The organism is Micromonospora sp. AMSO31t (assembly GCF_008868175.1).
In the GTDB taxonomy this organism is placed as follows: Bacteria; Actinomycetota; Actinomycetes; order Mycobacteriales; family Micromonosporaceae; genus Micromonospora.
Window position 1 is genome coordinate 1 of sequence record NZ_WBKT01000114.1, and the last position, 17988, is coordinate 17988.

The 17988-nt window shown below is 73.4% G+C and carries 14 protein-coding genes and 1 riboswitch; of the genes, 8 read left to right on the plus strand and 6 right to left on the minus strand.

Annotated features, from left to right (window positions below; all coding sequences use genetic code 11):
• On the minus strand, window positions 1–675 hold a 675-nt coding region (locus F8274_RS22050; RefSeq protein ID WP_151464274.1), incomplete at its 3' end, for a FadR/GntR family transcriptional regulator.
• A gap of 134 nt (window positions 676–809) precedes the next feature.
• On the opposite strand from F8274_RS22050, the gene htpG reads away from it, so the two are divergent.
• Window positions 810–2702, plus strand: a complete 1893-nt coding sequence (gene htpG / locus F8274_RS22055) for a molecular chaperone HtpG (RefSeq protein ID WP_151464275.1) — start codon at window positions 810–812, stop codon at window positions 2700–2702.
• 60 nt (window positions 2703–2762) lie between these two features.
• On the opposite strand, the gene F8274_RS22060 is transcribed toward htpG, so the two are convergent.
• The 3 genes from F8274_RS22060 to F8274_RS22070 form a co-directional block, all read right to left on the minus strand.
• Window positions 2763–3461, minus strand: a complete 699-nt coding sequence (locus F8274_RS22060) for an SDR family oxidoreductase (protein WP_151464276.1) — start codon at window positions 3459–3461, stop codon at window positions 2763–2765.
• Window positions 3462–3493: 32 nt separating this feature from the next.
• The gene (locus F8274_RS22065; RefSeq protein ID WP_151464277.1) at window positions 3494–3964 is read right to left on the minus strand and encodes a helix-turn-helix domain-containing protein; all 471 of its coding nucleotides are present in this window, start codon (window positions 3962–3964) and stop codon (window positions 3494–3496) included.
• A 76-nt stretch (window positions 3965–4040) separates the two neighbouring features.
• Entirely contained in the window at window positions 4041–5609 is a 1569-nt protein-coding gene (locus F8274_RS22070) for an LLM class flavin-dependent oxidoreductase (protein ID WP_151464278.1), read from the minus strand.
• Window positions 5610–5947: 338 nt separating this feature from the next.
• A riboswitch (cyclic di-AMP (ydaO/yuaA leader) is annotated at window positions 5948–6121 on the plus strand.
• On the opposite strand from F8274_RS22070, the gene F8274_RS22075 reads away from it, so the two are divergent.
• The gene (locus F8274_RS22075; protein ID WP_151464279.1) at window positions 6121–6798 is read left to right on the plus strand and encodes a transglycosylase family protein; all 678 of its coding nucleotides are present in this window, start codon (window positions 6121–6123) and stop codon (window positions 6796–6798) included. It overlaps the preceding riboswitch by 1 nt.
• 136 nt (window positions 6799–6934) lie before the next feature.
• Window positions 6935–7396, plus strand: a complete 462-nt coding sequence (locus tag F8274_RS22080) for a YbaB/EbfC family nucleoid-associated protein (RefSeq protein WP_151464280.1) — start codon at window positions 6935–6937, stop codon at window positions 7394–7396.
• A 90-nt stretch (window positions 7397–7486) separates the two neighbouring features.
• On the opposite strand, the gene F8274_RS22085 is transcribed toward F8274_RS22080, so the two are convergent.
• Entirely contained in the window at window positions 7487–9547 is a 2061-nt protein-coding gene (locus F8274_RS22085; protein WP_151464281.1) for a M4 family metallopeptidase, read from the minus strand.
• 536 nt (window positions 9548–10083) lie between these two features.
• Between F8274_RS22085 and F8274_RS22090 the strand changes: the two genes are divergently transcribed.
• Complete coding sequence (locus F8274_RS22090) at window positions 10084–12000, plus strand: Xaa-Pro dipeptidyl-peptidase (protein WP_151464282.1); 1917 nt, start codon at window positions 10084–10086, stop codon at window positions 11998–12000.
• 42 nt (window positions 12001–12042) lie between these two features.
• On the opposite strand, the gene F8274_RS22095 is transcribed toward F8274_RS22090, so the two are convergent.
• Window positions 12043–13269 (minus strand): CdaR family transcriptional regulator, encoded by a 1227-nt coding sequence (locus F8274_RS22095; RefSeq protein ID WP_151464283.1) that lies wholly within the window; start codon window positions 13267–13269, stop codon window positions 12043–12045.
• 235 nt (window positions 13270–13504) lie between these two features.
• Here F8274_RS22095 and F8274_RS22100 point away from each other — a divergent pair, with 235 nt between their 5' ends.
• The 4 genes from F8274_RS22100 (at window position 13505) to F8274_RS22115 (ending at window position 17711) form a co-directional block, all read left to right on the plus strand.
• A complete protein-coding gene (locus F8274_RS22100; protein ID WP_151464284.1) occupies window positions 13505–14407 on the plus strand; it encodes a dihydrodipicolinate synthase family protein in 903 nt (300 codons plus the stop codon).
• A gap of 162 nt (window positions 14408–14569) precedes the next feature.
• Window positions 14570–16627, plus strand: coding sequence for a M6 family metalloprotease domain-containing protein (locus F8274_RS22105; protein ID WP_151464285.1), 2058 nt, complete (start codon window positions 14570–14572; stop codon window positions 16625–16627).
• Between the two features lie 68 nt (window positions 16628–16695).
• Window positions 16696–17127: a hypothetical protein gene (locus tag F8274_RS22110; RefSeq protein WP_151464286.1), complete on the plus strand. Its 432-nt coding sequence runs from the start codon at window positions 16696–16698 to the stop codon at window positions 17125–17127.
• Window positions 17124–17711, plus strand: a complete 588-nt coding sequence (locus F8274_RS22115) for a TlpA disulfide reductase family protein (RefSeq protein WP_151464287.1) — start codon at window positions 17124–17126, stop codon at window positions 17709–17711. Before F8274_RS22110 ends, F8274_RS22115 begins: the two co-directional genes overlap by 4 nt.
• Window positions 17712–17988: the final 277 nt, after the last annotated feature.

The window sequence follows — 17988 nt, forward strand, 5'->3', positions numbered from 1 at the left end:
GGTCAGCAGGGCCCGGGCGTGCCGGGCGGCTGCCGTGCCCTGGCCGGCCGCGATCGCCGCGGCGAGCCGGCGGTGGCCGGCGACGTCGAGCAGCTCGGCGGCCCGGGCGTCCGGGGGGACGTCGCCCACGGCGAAGGTGCCGGCCACCAGGCTGTTGAACGCCAGCAGGTAGGCGGTGTTGCCGCTGCCCCGGACGATCAGCCACCAGATCGCGATGTTGGCCTCGTTCATCCGGTCCAGGTCGGGGGCGAGCGAGCCGTACTCCTCGGCGGCCCGGACCAGCGCGTCGGTGACCTCCGGGTCGCCGCGCTCGGCACAGAGCCGGGCGGCGTCGATCCCGACGCACGCTCGCATCTCCAGCATGTCGCGGACCAGGTTCTCGACCGGGAGCACGTCACCCGAGCGGGCCAGCGACAGCGCCAGGTCCAGGCCCGCGTGCACCCGCCAGTCGAGCACCCGGGTGGCGCCGCCCTGGCTCACTCGGACCAGGCCGAGCTGCTGGAGCCGGCGCAGCGCCTCGCGGACGGCGTGCCGGTTCACGGCGAACGCGGCGGCCAGCTCCCGCTCGCCGGGCAGCGTCTCCTCCGGCCGGTAGCGGCCGCCGACGATCGCGTCGCGGAGCTGACCGAAGACGTGGTCGGAGACCGAGGCGCGGGGGACGGGAGCGAAGGCCATGGGCAGCAGTGTGGCCCCGCACACATCAACACGTCAACTGGTTGGACCAGGTCGAATCCGCCACCCTCCGGTGGCCGCCCGCGCACGCCTCGTATCCTTTCCGCCGGAAGCCCGCGAACTGGAAGGGAGTCGGTGTGAGCGATCGGGTCGAGACGTTGGAGTTCCAGGCCGAGGCCCGTCAGCTGCTCCAGCTGATGGTGCACTCGATCTACTCCAACAAGGACGTCTTCCTGCGCGAACTGATCTCGAACGCCTCCGACGCGCTGGACAAGGTGCGCCTGGAGTCGCTGGTCGACAAGGACCTCCAGGTCGACACCACCGACCTGCACATCGAGATCGAGGTCGACCGGGAGGCCCGCACGCTGACCGTGCGGGACAACGGGATCGGCATGTCCCGCGACGAGGTGGTCGGGCTCATCGGCACCATCGCCAAGTCCGGCACCGCCGAGCTGCTGCGCACGCTGCGCGAGTCGAAGGACGCGGCGGCCTCCCAGGAGCTGATCGGGCAGTTCGGCGTCGGCTTCTACGCCACCTTCATGGTCGCCGACCGGGTGACCCTGCTGACCCGCCGCGCCGGGCAGGCCGGCGGCACCCGCTGGGAGTCCACGGGCGAGGGCACCTACTCGGTCGAGACCGTCGAGGACGCCCCACAGGGCACCTCGGTGACCCTGCACCTCAAGCCGGTCGACGCCGAGGACAACCTGCACGACTACACAGCCGAGTGGACCATCCGGGAGATCGTCAAGCGCTACTCGGACTTCATCGCCTGGCCGATCCGGATGACCGTGGAGAAGCCGGGTGAGGACGGCGCCACCACCCGCGAGGAGCAGACGCTCAACTCGATGAAGGCGCTCTGGGCGCGCGCGAAGGACGAGGTCGACGAGGCCGAGTACAAGGAGTTCTACCGGCACGTCGCGCACGACTGGGCGGACCCGCTGGAAACCATCCACATGCGCGGTGAGGGCACCTTCGAGTACGAGGCGCTGCTCTTCCTGCCGTCGCACGCCCCGCTCGACCTGTTCTCGCCGCAGGGCCGCCGGGGCGTGCAGCTCTACGTCAAGCGCGTGTTCATCATGGACGACTGCGACGCGCTGATGCCCAACTACCTGCGCTTCGTCAAGGGCGTGGTGGACGCGCACGACCTGTCGCTGAACATCTCCCGGGAGATCCTCCAGCAGGACCGGCAGATCCGCGCCGTGCGCCGCCGCCTGGTCAAGAAGGTCCTCGCCACGCTCAAGGGCCTCTCCGCCGAGGCGTACCGCACCTTCTGGGGCGAGTTCGGCGCGGTGGTCAAGGAGGGCCTGCTGGAGGACCCGGACAACACCGAGGCCCTGCTGGACCTGGTGCGCGCCGCCAGCACCCACGACCCGGCCGAGCTGACCACGCTGCGCGACTACGTCGAGCGGATGAAGGACGGCCAGACCGAGATCTACTACGCCACCGGCGAGAACCGGGCCACCATCGAGAACTCCCCGCACCTGGAGGCGTTCCGCGCCAGGGGCTACGAGGTGCTGATGCTGACCGACCCGGTCGACGAGGTGTGGGTCGAGCGGGTCGGCGCGTACGACGGGAAGACGCTGCGCTCGGTCGCCAAGGGCCAGGTGGACCTGGAGACCGACGAGGAGAGGGAGCAGGCCGAGGCCGAACGGCAGGAGTACGCCGACCTGCTCACCTGGATGAGCGGCGCGCTCGCCGACAGCGTGAAGGAGGTCCGGCTCTCCACCCGGCTCACCACCTCCCCGGCCTGCGTGGTCGGCGACGCGCACGACATGACGCCCACGCTGGAGAAGATGTACCGGGCCATGGGCCAGGAGGTGCCCCGGGTCAAGCGCATCCTGGAGCTCAACCCGACCCACGCCCTCGTCACCGGGCTGCGCAAGGCGCACGAGCAGGGCGGCGACAGCACGGCGCTGACCGAGACCGCCGAGCTGCTGTACGGCATGGCGCTGCTCGCCGAGGGCGGGGAACTGGCCGACCCGGCCCGGTTCACCCGCATCCTCGCCGACCGCCTCGCCCGCAACCTGTAGGCCGCTGTGTGTAAGGAAGGGCCCCTTGTTAACGCCAGGCGTTAACAAGGGGCCCTTCCTTCACGGCAGGGCGGGGTAGAGGGCGGCGACGCCGCCGGAGAGGCCGGCGAGGACCTGGCGGGAGGTCTCGTCGGCGATGATCTCGTACTGGTCGGCCTCGATCCCGTCGACGGCCAGCCGGGCGATCTCAGCCGGGTCCGACTTCGGCGCGGTCACCCGCGCGGTCATGTCGGTGTCCATGTAGCCGACGTGCAGGCCGGCCACGCGCACGCTCCGGTCGGCGAGCTGCGCGCGCAGCGCGTTGGTCATCGACCACTCGGCGGCCTTGGCCGCGCCGTAGGCGCCCACGCCCGGGAACGTGATCCAGGACAGGGCGGAGAGGATGTTCAGGACGGTCCCGCCGCCGTTGGCCGCGATTCTCGGCGCGAAGGCCCGCACCACGGACAGCGTGCCGAGGTAGTGGGTCTCCAGCTCCAGGCGGATCTCCGCCAGGTCGCCGTCGAGCAGGTCGGCCCCGGTGCTCACCCCGGCGTTGTTGACCAGCAGGGTGACGTCGCCGGCCAGCTCGGCGGCGGCGGCCACCGAGGCCGGGTCGGTGATGTCGAGCCGCACCGGGGTGGCGCCCGGCAGGTCGACGGTCTCCGGGTTGCGGGCGCCGGCGTAGACGGTGGCGCCGCGGGCCAGCAGCTCGGCGGCCAAGTGCCTGCCGAAGCCCCGGTTGGCCCCGGTGACCAGGGCGGTGCTTCCAGCGATCTTCATGGGTGCTCCTGTGGGTGGTGAGGGGTGGCTGGTCAGGACGGCAGCAGGCCGGGACCGGGCAGCAGGTCCACCTCGTCGGCCGGCACGTCGTGCCCGGCCGCGCAGCGCAGCGCCACGTGCACCGCGGCGCCGCAGTCGTGGTGGGCCAGCCGGACCGCGGGCTCGTCGACGGCGTACGTGTCGCCCCACTCGCGCAGGGCGGCGAGCACGGGCAGCAGGTCGCGCCCCTTGTCGGTGAGCACGTACTCGTCGCGGGTGCGCTGGCCGGGCTCCCGGTAGGGCCGCCGGTCGAGCAGCCCGTCGGCGACGAGCTGCTTCAGCCGGGCAGCGGCCACCGGCTCGCTGACACCGACCCGGCGGGCGAACTCGTCGAAGCGCCGGGTGCCGAACGACGCCTCGCGCAGCAGGAGCAGCGTGGTGCGGTTGCCGACCACGTCGAGCGCACCGGCGATCGAGCAGTTGGCGGTGGACCAGGAGTCGCGCCGCGCGAGGAAGTCCGTCATGGGGCCGACGCTACCCCGGCTGACTTAGGGAAACCAAAGCCAGCTATCTCACGCCGGACCCGGGAATAAACCGCCCTCAGAGCTGGCCGGCGTAGAAGCCGTGCCGGGCGAGGGGCTCGACGATCTCCCGCTCCTCGTACGACAGGTGCGACAGCAGGGTGTCGGTGAGCAGGTCCACGGCCGCCTGGAGCTCGGTGAAGTCGCCCGGCTCGCGGATCAGGTCCACGAGCGCCCGGTCCACGCTCTCCACCACCCCGTGGATCACCTCGTGCTCCTCCTCGAGGCGGTCCAGCACCGCCGCCAGCCCCGCGTCCGCCCGGCGCAGGTGCGGGAAGATCGAGTTGTCCTCCAGGCCGTGGTGCTGGGTCACCACGGTGCAGTACGCCGCGCAGTAGGCGCCCAGCGTCCAGTTGTTCTGCCGCATGGTCATCTCGTTGAGCACGGCCCGGGCGGCGCCCGGGGCGACCGCGCCGCGCTTGACCTGTTCCAGCAGGTCACGCACCTGGGCGAGCTCCTGGCGCAGGTGGTCGTGCACGTCCACCAGGTGCTGCCCGGCGGCCTGTCCGTGCGGCGAGTAGACGTGCCCGGCCGGTGCGGGCGGCGCGGCCGGCCGGGTGGACTCGTCCCACGGCCGGCGCGCGCTGAGGCGTACCCCCGGGTCGGGGGTGGGGGTGACCGCGAGCGCGGTCGACCCGCCGGCCGCGACGGCGGCCCGCTGCTCCTCGACGGCGTGGGCGCGGCTGCCCGGTGTGGTGCGTTCGGCGGCGACCAGCTCGCGGACCGCGGGCGCCACCTCCTGGGCGAAGAGCTGGACGGCGCGCGGCTCGTCGCTGCCGAGGATGAACGTGGCGACGCCGTGGTCCAGGGCGAGCCCGGCCAGCTCCTCCACCCACTGCTCCGGCGGGCCGTCCAGGAAGCCGCCGGAGGACCGGGCGAAGGTGCCGGTGACGTTGAGCAGCCGGCGCACCGCGCCCGGCTCCCGCCCGGCCCCCGTGGCGGCCTCGTCGATCAGCGCGTTCAGCGCCGGCAGCTCGGCCGGCCCCTTGGGCAGGTACGCGAGGGACGGCAGCCAGCCGTCCGCCAGGCGGCCGACCAGCCGCAGCATCCGCGGCTTGTACGCGCCGACCCAGACCCGCACCGGGTGGGCCGGGGCCGGCCCGCGCTTCGCCCCGACCACCCGGTAGTGCTCGCCGTCGACCCGGACCATGCCGCGCCGTTCGGTGTCCCAGACCTCGCGGATCACCCGGATCGCCTCGTCGAGGGCGTCCACGGCCGCGCCCGGGGAGAGCCGCCGGCCGCCGACCGCCTCGATGGCCTCCCAGAAGGCGCCGGCGCCGAGCCCCAGCTCGACCCGGCCGCCGGTGAGCAGGTCCAGGCTGGCCACGCTGCGGGCCAGCACCACCGGTTGGCGCAGCGGCAGGTTGAGCACGTTGCCCGCGAGGGTGATGCGACTGGTGGCCGCGGCCACGAAGGACATCAGCGTCCAGGTGTCCAGGAAGCCGGGCTGGTAGGGGTGGTCCTGGAAGGTCACCAGGTCCAGGCCGACCTGCTCGCAGAGCTTGGCTCGCGCCACCACCTGCTCGGGGCGCCCGGCGCTCGGGGTGAGGAAGCCGCCGAAGGCCAGCTCGTGTCCGTGGTCGCTCATGCCTCGCCGCCTCGTGCCGATCTTGCGCGAACCTGCCCACGGTAGCCTCCCGCGTTGCCCGGCGGGCCGGGAACCCACCGCCCCGGGGGCCCGCGACGCGCGCCGCGGCCACTCGCCACGGTGGACCCGGCTCCGGTCGGTCGTCCTCTTCGGCCGGTGCCCGCGAACACCGCTGTGACCTGGGAAAACGCGCCCATGGCCGTCGCTACGGCAGATTCGGCGGCGGCGTGGGCCGGAAGACGAGGTCGTCCCTCAGCCGGGTGAAGAACTTCACAAGAAGTGGGCGTTCGTCACAAACCATTCCTAACGTCGACTCCGTTCGCGATCGCGGACACCACGGGCCGGTAACGCCTAATTCCGCCACCGGCCCGGTGGTACCTGGACCTCGGGCGGGAGCGGGGGACCCACATGTTCCTCGGTGCACGGACACCTCGGGGTGAAGCCGCCTCCGGCGGCCGGGCTCCTCGGCCCGAACCCGACAGCTCACCTCGTCGGCGTGGAGGAAACCCACATGGCAACTGAACACGTCGCCCGTCATCGGCGGACCGCGCCGCGGCGCACCGCCGTCGGGGCACTTGTCGTCGGCGCGGCCACCGGCGCCGCCGCCCTCCTCGGCCCGGCCGCCCCGGCCAGCGCCGCAGGCGTCAACTGGGACGCCGTCGCCCAGTGCGAGTCCGGCGGCAACTGGCACATCAACACCGGCAACGGCTACTACGGGGGACTCCAGTTCTCCCGGAGCACCTGGAACGGCTACGGCGGCCAGAAGTACGCCAGCCGGGCCGACCTGGCCAGCCGCGGCGAGCAGATCGCCGTCGCCGAGAAGGTCCTCGACGGACAGGGCATCGGCGCCTGGCCGGTCTGCGGCAAGAAGGGTGGCTCGACCAAGAGGTACTCGGCCACCGACTCGGGCTCGAGGAAGGCCACGAAGAAGCCGGCGAAGAAGGCCACGAAGAAGGCCACCTCGGAGCGGTCGTCGCGGAACGACCGGCCCGCCGTCCGCACCGAGCGGCGCACCGGGCCGAGCGCCGGCGGCGGCAGCTACGTGGTCCGGCCCGGGGACACCCTCTCCGGGATCGCCGCCACCAGGGGCGTCGTCGGCGGGTGGCACGCCCTCTACGAGCGCAACCGGGGTGTGGTCGGCGACAACCCGGGCCTGATCTTCCCGGGCCAGAGGCTGCGCCTGCGCTGAGCCCCACCGGACCCGCCCACGACGGGCCGGTCCACCGCACCACGAACGCCCGGCCGGGACTCCCGGCCGGGCGTTCCACGTCGGGGCCGGTTGCTATCGTCACGGGTGCTCGGAAAGACGTGAAGAAAGCGCGGATATGACCAACGACTCGTTCTCCGCGGCCGCGAGCCTCGACGAGCTGCTGACCAGGACGCAACAGGCGCTGTCGGCGATGCGGTCCCGGGCCGCCGAGCACGCGGACGGCGCGCCGGCCCAGCTGCTCCGCGCCGAGGGCGGCGCGGCCGGCGGCCGGGTTCGTGCCGTCGCCGTCCAGGGTGGCCGGCTGGAGTCCGTCACCGTCGACCCGGAGCTGGCCGGGGAGTCCCTGGAGACCCTGTGCGGGCATCTCGTGGTGGCCGTGAACGCCGCGCTCACCGAGCTGGACGCGCGGGTCAGCGCCTCGGCCCGGGCGGACGTGGACGCCCTCGCCGCGCGGCTCGGCGGCCTGCCCGAGCAGTCCGCGCGGGACATGGAACGGTTCAGCCGGGCCATGGAGGGCGTCGCGGCCCGGATCCGGCGCGACGGCTCCGCCGGTCCGCGCGCGACCCACCCGGCCTGACCGCGGCCGCGATCGACCGGCCACCTCCCGCGGCGGAGACGACGAAGCGGCCGGCCGTCGGGAGGACGACGGCCGGCCGCTCCGGTGTGCTCAGCTCAGGGTGAGCGAGGTGTCGTCGACGACGAAGGAGGTCTGCAGGGAGCTGTCCTCCACGCCGCTGAACGAGATGGTGGCGGTGGTGCCGGCCAGCGACGAGATGTCGAAGGACCGCTGCACGTAGCCGGTGGCCTTGTTGAGGTTGGAGTAGGTGGCCAGCGTGGTGCTGCCCGCCTTCACGGTCAGCTTGTCGTAGGCGGTGGTCGTGGTCGACTCCGCGCTGTCGATGTGCAGCCAGAAGCTCAGCGTCGCCCGGCAGCCGGCCGGGATCGTCACCGACTGCGTCAGCGTGTCGGTGTGCGTCGAGCCGTAGCCGTCGAGCCAGGCCTTGTACGAGCCGCCGTGCGCGGCCTGGGCGGTGTCGTTCGTGATGACGCCGGAGCTGGCGCTCCAGCTCACGTTGCCCGACTCGAAGCCGGGGTTGGCCAGCTTCTGGCCGGTGCAGCTGCCCGACGGCGGGGTGGTCGTGGTGGTCGGGGTCGGCGTCGGCGTGCCGGTGCAGGTCGCCTCACCGGTCTGCGCCGGCACGCTGATCGCGTTCCAGGCGGCCTTGACCGCGTCGAACTCGGTGCAGCTGGTCGGGTGGAGGTTCTTCGCCGCCTGCAGCGTCCAGACCCGGTACTTCAGGTACGACGAGGACGAGGTCTTCAGCAGCATGGCGTTGTACATGATCTTCATGGCCTTCTGGATGCCCAGGCCGGTGACGCTGCTGCCGTTGCAGGTGGAGCTGGCCGGCTGGCCGTTGGTCGGGCTGCTGCCGTTGGCCAGCAGGTAGAACCAGTGGTTGCCCGGGCCGGCCGCGGCGTGCACCTCGGTGCTGGGGATGCTGCTGGAGTAGCAGTTCGGGTCGCCCAGCGCCGACGGGTTGTACATGTTGCGGATCGGGCCGCTGCCCACCAGGTTGACCTTCTCGCCGACCAGGAAGTCGGGAGCGTCGTAGCTGGACGGCTCGTTGGCGAACCACTCGGTGGCCGCGCCGAAGGTGTCCGCGACGAACTCCTGGGTGCCCGCGCCGGAGATGCCGCCCGGGGTGTGGTCGTCGATGCCGTGGCCGATCTCGTGGGCCACCACGTCGAGCGAGCCGATCCACTGACCCGCGGTGTTCTTGCCGATCTGGACCTGGGTGCCGTCGTAGTAGGCGTTCTGGTCGTTCAGGCCCACCCGGATCGGCCAGTAGCCGCCGTTGCCGTCGGCGCCGTTGCGGCCCAGCCACTGCGCGAGCATCTTGTGCTCGGTCTGCGCGGCGAACAGCGCGTCGACGCAGCCGGTCTCCTTGTTGGTGGCGGTGCCGTTGCCCCAAGCGTCGTCGGAGCCGCTGAACGTCGTGTTGTTCGCGGCGTCCTGGCAGCTCAGGTTGGTGACGGTCGGGTCCTTCAAGGAGTACGTGGTGCCGGAGTGCGTGGTGTTCAACGTCAGCGGGCTGGGCCCGTTCCACGCACCGGTGCCGGTGCCGTGCACGACGTGCTCCTGGCTGCGCAGCACCGCGCCGGTGCGGGCGTCGACGTCGACCGTGAGCCGGCTCGGGCCCTCGGCGCCGGTGCCCTGCACGGTGGTTTCCCAGGCCAGCGCCGGCTTGGCGCCGAGGGTGTAGACGACCAGGGTGGTGCCCTCGACGGTGCTGACCGTCTTGAGCTGGGCACGCGCCGTCTTCGCCGCGGCGGTCGAGGTCAGCTTCGGCGTGGTGGCGAGGCCGCCGATGGCCTGCTGCTGGGCGACGGAGGCGTACTTCAGGTTGCCGGCCGTGTCGGTGGCCAGCACGAAGTCACCGCCGACCACGGGCAGGCCCTTGTAGGTGCGCTCGTAGGGCACGTACTGGGTGCCCTCGGAGGAGATGACCGCCTTCTGCACGAACGCGTCGTCCGAGCTGGCGTGCAGGTAGGCGGGCCGGCCGGCGACCAGCGCGCGGGCCGAGTCGGCGGCGACGGCGCGGGCCTGGGCGGCGTCGGGTGCGGCGGGGCCGGGCGGCGCGGCCTGCACTGCCGCGGCGGTGCCGGCGGCGATCAGACCGGCCGCCGCCGCGCCGGAGAGCGCGACGAGGCGAGGTGAGAGCTTCAAGGGGGTCGCTCCTGTTCCTAGGCGCGCCGCACGGAGCCCGGTGGGGACGGGCGGCGCGTTGTGGCGAGGCGGGGTGACGGCCGTTCTCCGAGGCTGCCGGCGTGGCCCCGGTTCGACAGATCGACCGTCGTGAGCCGCCGGGGGTCGGCGACTCACTGGGGGCACAATCACACGGCCCCGGGCCGGGATCAATGGGTGACCCGGGCAACCGATGTCGCGCGGTCGTCGCACCGTCGGCGCGAATTCAGGAAGCCATGATCTTCAATAGGGCCTGATCAGGCCCTATTGTTCAGGGCGACGATCCGAGCGCTGCCCGATGTGCGGCGATTGCCGCTGTGTGCGCAGGACGCGCATTGATCCTCGCTGCCGACGGCGACCCGCTCCGCCGCTGCGACAGGCGTAGGAGGGGACGACGACCATCTCCCACAGGTGTCCGAAGACGTGGACGTCCATCGATCCGTAGGTTCGGGACGACCGCCGCGCCGGCGTGTCCCCTGTGCACGCCGGCGGCCGGCGGGGGGAGGAGGAGCACGCGGATGCGAAGCGGAAGACATGCCTGGCGGGCCTCGGTGGTGGCCCTGGCGATCGCGGTCGCCGGCCTGCCGGCGACCGGCGCGTCGGCCCGACCGGCCGCGGACGAGCGCGCCCGGCTCGTGGTCGAGGACGGCGTCACCCAACCGGTGTTCGGCTACGCCGACGCGGTCCGGGAACGGATCTTCGTCACCTCGGACGTGGACACCGACGCCGACGGTGCCCGCGACGTCGTGGCCATGGACATCATCCGGCCCCGGGCCAGCGAGAACGGGCTCAGGGTGCCGGTGGTGATGGACGCCAGCCCGTACTACTCGACGGTCTGCCGGGGCAACGAGGGCGAGTGCAAGGCCGACGTCGACGGCGACGGGCTGAACGACACCTGGCCGCTCTTCTACGACAACTACTTCGTGCCGCGCGGCTACGCGGTGGTCCTGCTCGACATGATCGGCACGAACAACTCGACCGGCTGCCCGGTCACCGGCGGCCGGGCCGACAACATCAGCGCGCCGACCGCCATCGACTGGCTCAACGGGCGCCGGCCGGGCGTCGACGCCGCCGGCCGGACGGTCGTGGCGGACTGGCACAACGGCCGGACCGGCATGATCGGCAAGTCGTACGACGGGACCCTGGCCAACGCCGCCGCGGCCAGCGGCGTACGCGGGTTGACCACGATCGTGCCCATCTCGGCCATCTCCAGCTGGTACGACTACTCCCGGAGCAACGGCCTCGTCACCCGGGCGAACAACTACTCCGGCAGCCTCGCGAACACGGTCACCAACCCGGACCGCCGGGCCCACTGCGCGCCGGTGCGGACCGCCCTCGGGGAGGGCGGCGACGACGTCACCGGTGACTACAACGACTTCTGGGCGGAGCGGGACTACGTGCCGCACGCCGGCCGGGTGCGGGCCAGTGTCTTCGTGGTGCACGGCATCAACGACGACAACGTCCGCCCAGACCACTTCAGCCGGTGGTGGGCCGCGCTGGGCGAGCGGGGTGTGCCCCGCAAGCTCTGGCTGACCGGCACCGGCCACGTCGACCCGTTCGACTTCCGGCGCGGCGCCTGGGTGGAAACCCTGCACCGCTGGTTCGACCACTGGCTCCAGGGCCTCGACAACGGGATCATGCGGGAGCCGGCCGTCGACATCGAGCGGGCGCCGGACGTCTGGGAGACCGCGCGTACCTGGCCGCTGCCGGGCGCCCGGCCCACCCAGGTGTTCCTCCGGGCCCCGGCGGCCGGGAACGTCGGCGGGCTCGCCCTCCGCTCCGGGCCCGGCAACGCGTCGGCGACCTTCCAGGACACCCCCACCATGACGGCCGCCAACGCCATCCGGCACCCGTCGGACCCGGCGGCCAACACGGCGAACCGCCTGGTGTTCCTCTCCACACCGCTGACGGCGCCGCTGCACCTCTCCGGCACCCCGGTCGTGAAGATCAACGCCAGCGTCGACGGCGAGGACACCAGCTTCGCCGGACTCCTCGTCGACTACGGCGCCCGCCCCCGGTTCAGCACCAGCGGCGACGGCATCCGGACGCTCACCGAGGAGGACTGCTGGGGCGCGGCGGCGACCTGGGGCGGCTTCGCCGAGAACGCCTGCTACCGGAAGACGGAGAAGACCGTCGCGACCAACCCGCAGGAGTTGGTCACCAAGGGGATCATCGACGGCCTCAACCTCGACTCGCGGTCGGTGTCGACGCCGCTCGTGCCCGGGCGGAAGACCGCTGTCGACCTGGACCTGCTCCCCGAGGACTACGTGTTCGCCGCCGGTCACCAGATCGGCGTGGTCCTGCTCGGTTCGTACTCCGGCTACAGCAGCCGGGCCAAGCAGAACCAGGCCCACATCACCGTCCACTTCGACCGCAGCCGGATCACCCTGCCGGTGGTCGGCGGCCGGGCCGCCGCGGCGGCCGCCGGCCTGTAGGAGAGTCCGGGGCGGGGCGCCGACGACGTCGCCCCGCCCCGGTCACCGCTCCGGCTGGTACCGGCCGGTGAGCCGGCCCAGCTTCAGCGCCAGGTGCAGGCACAGCCGTTCGTTGCCGTCCTTCAGGTCGGTCCCGGCGAGCAGCTCCACCCGCTGCAGCCGGTAGTACAGCGTCGTCCGGTGCAGCCGGAGCCGTTCGGCGGTGGCGTGGGCGTTTCCGGCCAGGTCCAGGTAGGCCTCCAGGGTCTCCAGCAGCGCCTGGTGCGCCTCGTCGCCGAGCAGCCGGCCCAGCCCGGGGTGCACCCGCGCGACGTCCAGGTGCCCGGCGTCCACCCCGGACAGCAGCCGGTAGATGCCGAGGTCCGCCCAGGGCACCACCGGGCCGAGGACGGGCAGTTGCAGGCCGACCCGGGCCGCCTGGAACGCCTCCTGGTAGGACAGGAGGCTGTCGTACAGCCGGGGGCGGCCGTCGCCGACCCCGAGCACGGTACGGCCCACCGACGCCAGTCCCCGGGTCGCCGCCCGCAGGGCCTGGTCGAGGTGCGCGGCCGCGCCCTCCGCCCCTACCCGGCCGGTGGCCCGCCCACCGCACAGCAGCAGCACCCCGTGGTCGTGCCGGACCAGGTGCAGGGTCTCGCGCGACCCCACCCACTGCCGGGTGGCGACCAGCGCGTGCTCCAGGGCCACCCGGGCCGCGTCGTCGAGCACCCCGTCCCGGGTGACCGCGAGCTGGGCGACCAGCGCGGTGACCTGGCCGTCGCGGGCCACCACGCCGTCGGTCAGCAGCGACCGGACGGCCTCCCGCCGGGCCTCCGGGGACTCGACCAGCAGCGTCCGGGTCGCCTCCGCCTCCCGCTGCGAGGTCAGCTCGCCGAGCAGGTTCTCCCGGTAGAGGGCCAGCGACAGGTCCGGCATGGCCTCGGTCACCACGGAGATGTCCTCGTCGCTCATCCCGTCGACCGCGTCGATGAACCAGACGAAGCCCAGCAGCAGGTCCTGGTGCCGGATCGGCACGCAGACCCGGGGGAGCAGGTCCAGGTCCGGGCAGGCCGGGGTGCGCACGGGCTGCCGGGCCTCCATGATGCCGATCTCCCGGGCCCAGGCGATCACCTCGGGCGTGGTGTGCCGGCGCAGGATCGAGCTGCGGCGCACCCCGTCGATCACCCCGGTGTGTTCGCTGTAGACGACGACGCGTTGGCGCCGGTCCTCGATGAGTGCCGGACGCTTCACCCGCGCCGCGACCCGGTCGACGATGCGTTGCAGCTCCATGCGCATGCGCTTCCCCCGGACCGGCCCGGGTCCCGGCGGGGTCCCCGCACGGCGCGGGCCGGACGTGTGCTGGTAGGACCCTCGGCCTACCTTCCGATGATGTTGGCGGGTGCGCAATACCCCGCGACAGCCGTACCTTCCGCCGGCGGCGGGGTTCCGGCATCTGTCGGAAGACCGCCGGCCGGCACGCCCCTAACGTGTGCGGGGCCGGGTCCGCCGAGAAGGGAACACCGTCGTGGCCGCAACCAGGCCCTGGCAGGGCGTCGTCGTCGCCCTCCCCACGCCGTTCCGCGACGACCTCTCCGTCGACTACGACCGGCTCCAGGAGCACGTGCGCTGGCTCGGCGAGACCGGCTGCCGGGGGGTGGCCCCGTGCGGCCCGCTGGGGGAGTACCCGGCCCTGTCCGAGGGGGAGCGCGCCGACGCGGTCCGCGCCGCCGTGGAGGCCGCGCCGCCGGGCTGCGCGGTGCTGCCGGCGGTCGGTGGGTACGGCAGCCGGCAGGCGCGCCACTGGGCCGAGCAGGCGCGGGCCGCCGGGGCGCAGGCGGTGCTCGCGCCGCCACCGGTCGGCTACCCGGGCGGGCCCGCCGAGGTGGTGGCCCACTACCGCGAGGTGGCCGCCGTCGGGCTGCCCGTCGTGGTGTGCCGCGATCCTTCCGAGGTCACCGTGGACCTCACGCCGGACCTGCTGGCCCGGGTCGCCGAGACCGACGGTGTGGTGGCGGTGCGGGAGGACGACGTCCGCCGGCTGCACCGGATCCGGGATCTCTGCCCCCACCTGGACGTGCTGGCGGGCGCCGACGACGTGCTGCTGGAGCTGACCGTGTGCGGCGCGACCGGCTGGCTCGCCCGCTGCCCCAACGCCCTGCCGCGACTCTGCCTGCGCCTGCACCGGCTCTGCGCGGCCCACGACCTGGCCGCCGCGCTGCCGCTCTACGCCCGGCTGCACCCGCTGCTCGGCTGGGGCGCCCGGACCGAGGGGGTGCAGGCGGTGAAGCTGGCCATGGGCCTGGCCGGCCGGTACGGCGGCCCGTGCCGGCCGCCGCGGGGCGCCCTGCCGCCCGAGCTGGAGGAGCGGCTGTGCCGGGACCTGCGGCGGGCCGAGCGGGCCGGCGCCGGGCCGGTGCCCGCGACGTGAGCGTCCTGCACGTGTCGGAAGTCGCCGGTCCACCTGCCGACATCTGCACGGTGACCGCCACGCCGGCCGGCTCCTAGGGTCGACATCGGGCGTGATCAATGCGGACGGGTGAGCGCCCCCTGATCACCCCGCCCCCTCCGCCCGGACCTGAGAGGTGACTCGATGCGCCTTCTGCTCACCAGGCGTGCGGTGTGGCGCTCGGTGCTGGCCGCCGCCGTCACGACCGTCCTGGTCGCGACCGGCTCCGCCGGGCCGGCCTCGGCCGCACCGGACGGCCGGCCGGACGGGCCCGCCCCGTTCCAGCCGCTCGACCCCCAACGCTGGCAGAACCCGGACACGATGACCTGGGACGACTACCGGCAGGTGCCGGGCCGCGACTGGGCCGACCCGACCGTGCGCGGGTCGGTCCGCAACTTCAAGATCGCACTGGTCACGCTGGACTACGTGGACCAGCCGTTCGTCATCACCCAGCCGGCCGGCTCCACGGTCTTCGGCAATCCGCAGGCGACCGCCGCGAACGTGTCCCGCAACCAGGTCGCGGGGTTCTACACCGACTTCCTCAACAAGCCGGGCGACCTCAACCGGGGACACACCTTGCACGAGTACTGGATGCAGGACTCCAACGGCCGGTACGGGGTGGACCTCAGCGGCTTCGGCCCGTACGAGATGCCGGCGAAGTCCTACCAGTACGGCATCGACAACGGCTTCAACCCGGGCGCCTGCCCGACCGGGGAGACGTGCGCCAGGAACATCCGCACCGACGGGCTGGGCGCCTGGCGCGCGGCGGTCGGCGACGCGGTGGCCGACAGCTTCGAGCTGGTCTTCATCCTCTCCGCCGGCCAGGACGAGTCGTCGACCTGGCAGGAGTTCGGCCAGATGATGTTCCAGACCAAGGAGGACGTGCCGGACGCGTGGGGCCCGCCGGATCCCACCCTGCCCAACTACGCGAAGACCCGGTACGTCGAGTGGACCTCGTGGAAGGCGGCGTCGACCATCTGGCCGAACGCCGGGGGCGGCTCGTCCACCCAGGCGGAGAGCTCCGGCCAGGGCGTGTACGCCCACGAGCTGAGCCACCTGCTGAGCATCGGGGACAACTACAACAACCCGTACGGCACGCCGTTGCGCCGCGCGTACACCGGGATCTGGAGCATGATGTCGCGCGGGTCGTTCAACGGGCCGGGCGGGCCACACACCCGCTGGCAGATCCCACCGGTCAACGGCGGCTCGATGGGATCGCTGCACATGCTGCGGGACAAGCTGAAGATCGGGCTGCTCGGTGAGGAGCACGTGCTGCGGCTGTCCCGGGAGGGGCTGGCCACCTCCGGGATGGTGGTCGCCGACGTGACCGCCCGGGCCGTGGACGCCGGGCCCGGCGGGCTGACCGGTCTGAACATCGCGATGAACACCGACCGCGCGCCGGCGTGCAGCATCACGACCGACCCGCTCTGCGACGGCGGCCGGTACAACAACTACACCGTCGAGGTCGTCGACCGGCTGGGCGCGGACTCGTTCACCCCGGACAACGGCGTGCTCATCAGCAAGACCAAGAACGCCGACAGCGCCCCGTTCGTGTGGGTGGTCGACGCCAACCCGCAGGACATCGACATGGTCGACTTCTACCAGCCGAACGGCACCCCGCAGAAGATCACCATGGGCGACTACCGGCAGCTGTCCGACGCGCTGTTCCACGCCGGGGCCAACTCCGGCAGCGAGTACGAGTACGTGGACGAGGCCAACCGGCTGCACTTCTACGTGCTCAACCTGCGCCGGGACGGCGACGGGGTGCTGTCGTACACAGTGGCCGTGCGGTCGCTGGACGGCGCCGGGCCGAGCGTGCACGGGGTGGCCCTGTCCAAGGGCCACCTGGTGACCCGCGGCAAGCCCACCGGCAAGGGCGCCACCTGCACGTTCGACCTCACCAACACCGGGACGTACGTGGCCGGCGGGCAGCCGCACCCGGAGGACGCCGGGGCGTACCTGCGCTCCGACGTCTACCGGCTCTCGGCGACCGTCGGTGGCCGGGGCTGGCGGGTGGACCTGCCGAACGAGCTGGCCACGGCCGAGTTCGGGGCCCGCACGCCGGTGGCCGTCTCGGTCGGCGCCGGATCCGGCGCGACCGCGACCACCCTGGTGACGCTCACCGCCACCTCGGAGAGCGACCCGAGTAAGACCGTGACCAGCCAGTGCCGGGTCGAACGGCCGCGCGCGCAGCTCGGCTGACCGCACCCGGGGCGGTGCGGCGCAGGCCGCACCGCCCCGGGCCCGCCCCCGACCACCAGGGAGGACAGATGCGTCGCCTGCTGGCAGCGCTCGTGCTGCCGTCGCTGCTCACCGGCGCGCTGGCCGCGTGCGGTGACGCCGAGGAGGCCCGGAAGGCGATGACCGTGCGGGTGCTCGTCCGGGACATCAACATCCGGCCGGCGGGCGTCGAGTGCGCCGGCACCGGCCCCTACACCCACTTCCACAACCGGGCGCCCTTCCGGGTGGTCGACACCGGCGGCCGGACGCTGGCCGAGGGGGCGCTGTCCCCGGGCCGGTCGGTGGCGACCTTCGCCGAGGACCTGGAGGTGTCGCGCGTGCCGACGTACTGCGAGTTCGCCGTGCCGGTCGACCTGGCCGCGCGGGACGCCTACCGGCTGGTCGTGGACGGCCACCCACCCGTCGACCTCACGCCGAACGACAGCGAGGGACCGGCGCTGGTCGCCGTGGTGCCGTCATGACCCGGGGGTACGCCGTCCGCCTGGCCGCCATCGCGCTGGCGGCGGCGCTCGCGGCGACCGGCTGCTCCGGCGGCGACGAGGCGCCCGCCCCGCCGGTGGCCGGTGGGGCCGCGGCGCTCCCGGGCCCCGCGCCGGCGGGTCTGGGCCTGCGCCCGGCACCGTCCGGGGCGCCCGGCGCGCCGGCGGTCACCGGCGCGCTCACCGACGGCAGCCCGGTCGCCCTCGCCGATCTCTGGGCCGACCGCCCGGTCGTGCTGGTCTTCTTCACCTCCTGGTGCACGCTGTGCGCCGACCGTCAGGCGGCTCTGAGCGAGCTGGCCCGGCGCCACCGCGACGAGGTCGTCCTGGTCGGCGTGGTAACCGAGGACAGGCCCGAGGACGTCCAGCGCTACCTGCGGGAGCACCGGGTCGGGTACCCGGTGGTGCTCGACGCCGACGGCGCCATCTGGCGGTCGTACGCGGTCCGCGAGCCCCCGGCCGTGGTGGTGGTCGCCAAGGGCGGCGCGCTGCTGCGCGGCTGGCCGGGCGGCGTGGACGCGCCCACCCTCGACGCCGAGCTGCGCAAGCTCGTCCTCCCGGCCTGACCGGGTCACCCGGGCGCGGGCGGCTCGCCCGGGGCGCGCATGTCGACGAACTGGGCGATCCGCCGCGCCCCGCCTGGCCGGCACCAGCTCCGGTGCCGCCGGTCCCTCCGCGGTCCGGTCTCAGCGGGGCAGCCAGGCCGCCGCGTCACCGCCCCAGCGCGTCGGCGGGCTCGCCCAGGTGCGTCGACCGCCGGGCAGCGTGACCGGCGGCAGCGCGTACCGGAGGCGGCCGGCGGGGGCGTCCCACTCGGCGCACCAGGGGTCGGGGTCGGGCCTG

Excerpts from the sequence above, each read along its gene's own strand:
- F8274_RS22060 (WP_151464276.1), bottom strand. The coding sequence starts at position 3,461 with ATGAAGATCGCTGGAAGCACCGCCCTGGTCACCGGGGCCAACCGGGGC.
- F8274_RS22065 (WP_151464277.1), bottom strand. The coding sequence starts at position 3,964 with ATGACGGACTTCCTCGCGCGGCGCGACTCCTGGTCCACCGCCAACTGC.
- F8274_RS22070 (WP_151464278.1), bottom strand. The coding sequence starts at position 5,609 with ATGAGCGACCACGGACACGAGCTGGCCTTCGGCGGCTTCCTCACCCCG.
- F8274_RS22075 (WP_151464279.1), top strand. The coding sequence starts at position 6,121 with ATGGCAACTGAACACGTCGCCCGTCATCGGCGGACCGCGCCGCGGCGC.
- F8274_RS22080 (WP_151464280.1), top strand. The coding sequence starts at position 6,935 with ATGACCAACGACTCGTTCTCCGCGGCCGCGAGCCTCGACGAGCTGCTG.
- F8274_RS22090 (WP_151464282.1), top strand. The coding sequence starts at position 10,084 with ATGCGAAGCGGAAGACATGCCTGGCGGGCCTCGGTGGTGGCCCTGGCG.
- F8274_RS22095 (WP_151464283.1), bottom strand. The coding sequence starts at position 13,269 with ATGGAGCTGCAACGCATCGTCGACCGGGTCGCGGCGCGGGTGAAGCGT.
- F8274_RS22105 (WP_151464285.1), top strand. The coding sequence starts at position 14,570 with ATGCGCCTTCTGCTCACCAGGCGTGCGGTGTGGCGCTCGGTGCTGGCC.
- F8274_RS22110 (WP_151464286.1), top strand. The coding sequence starts at position 16,696 with ATGCGTCGCCTGCTGGCAGCGCTCGTGCTGCCGTCGCTGCTCACCGGC.
- F8274_RS22115 (WP_151464287.1), top strand. The coding sequence starts at position 17,124 with ATGACCCGGGGGTACGCCGTCCGCCTGGCCGCCATCGCGCTGGCGGCG.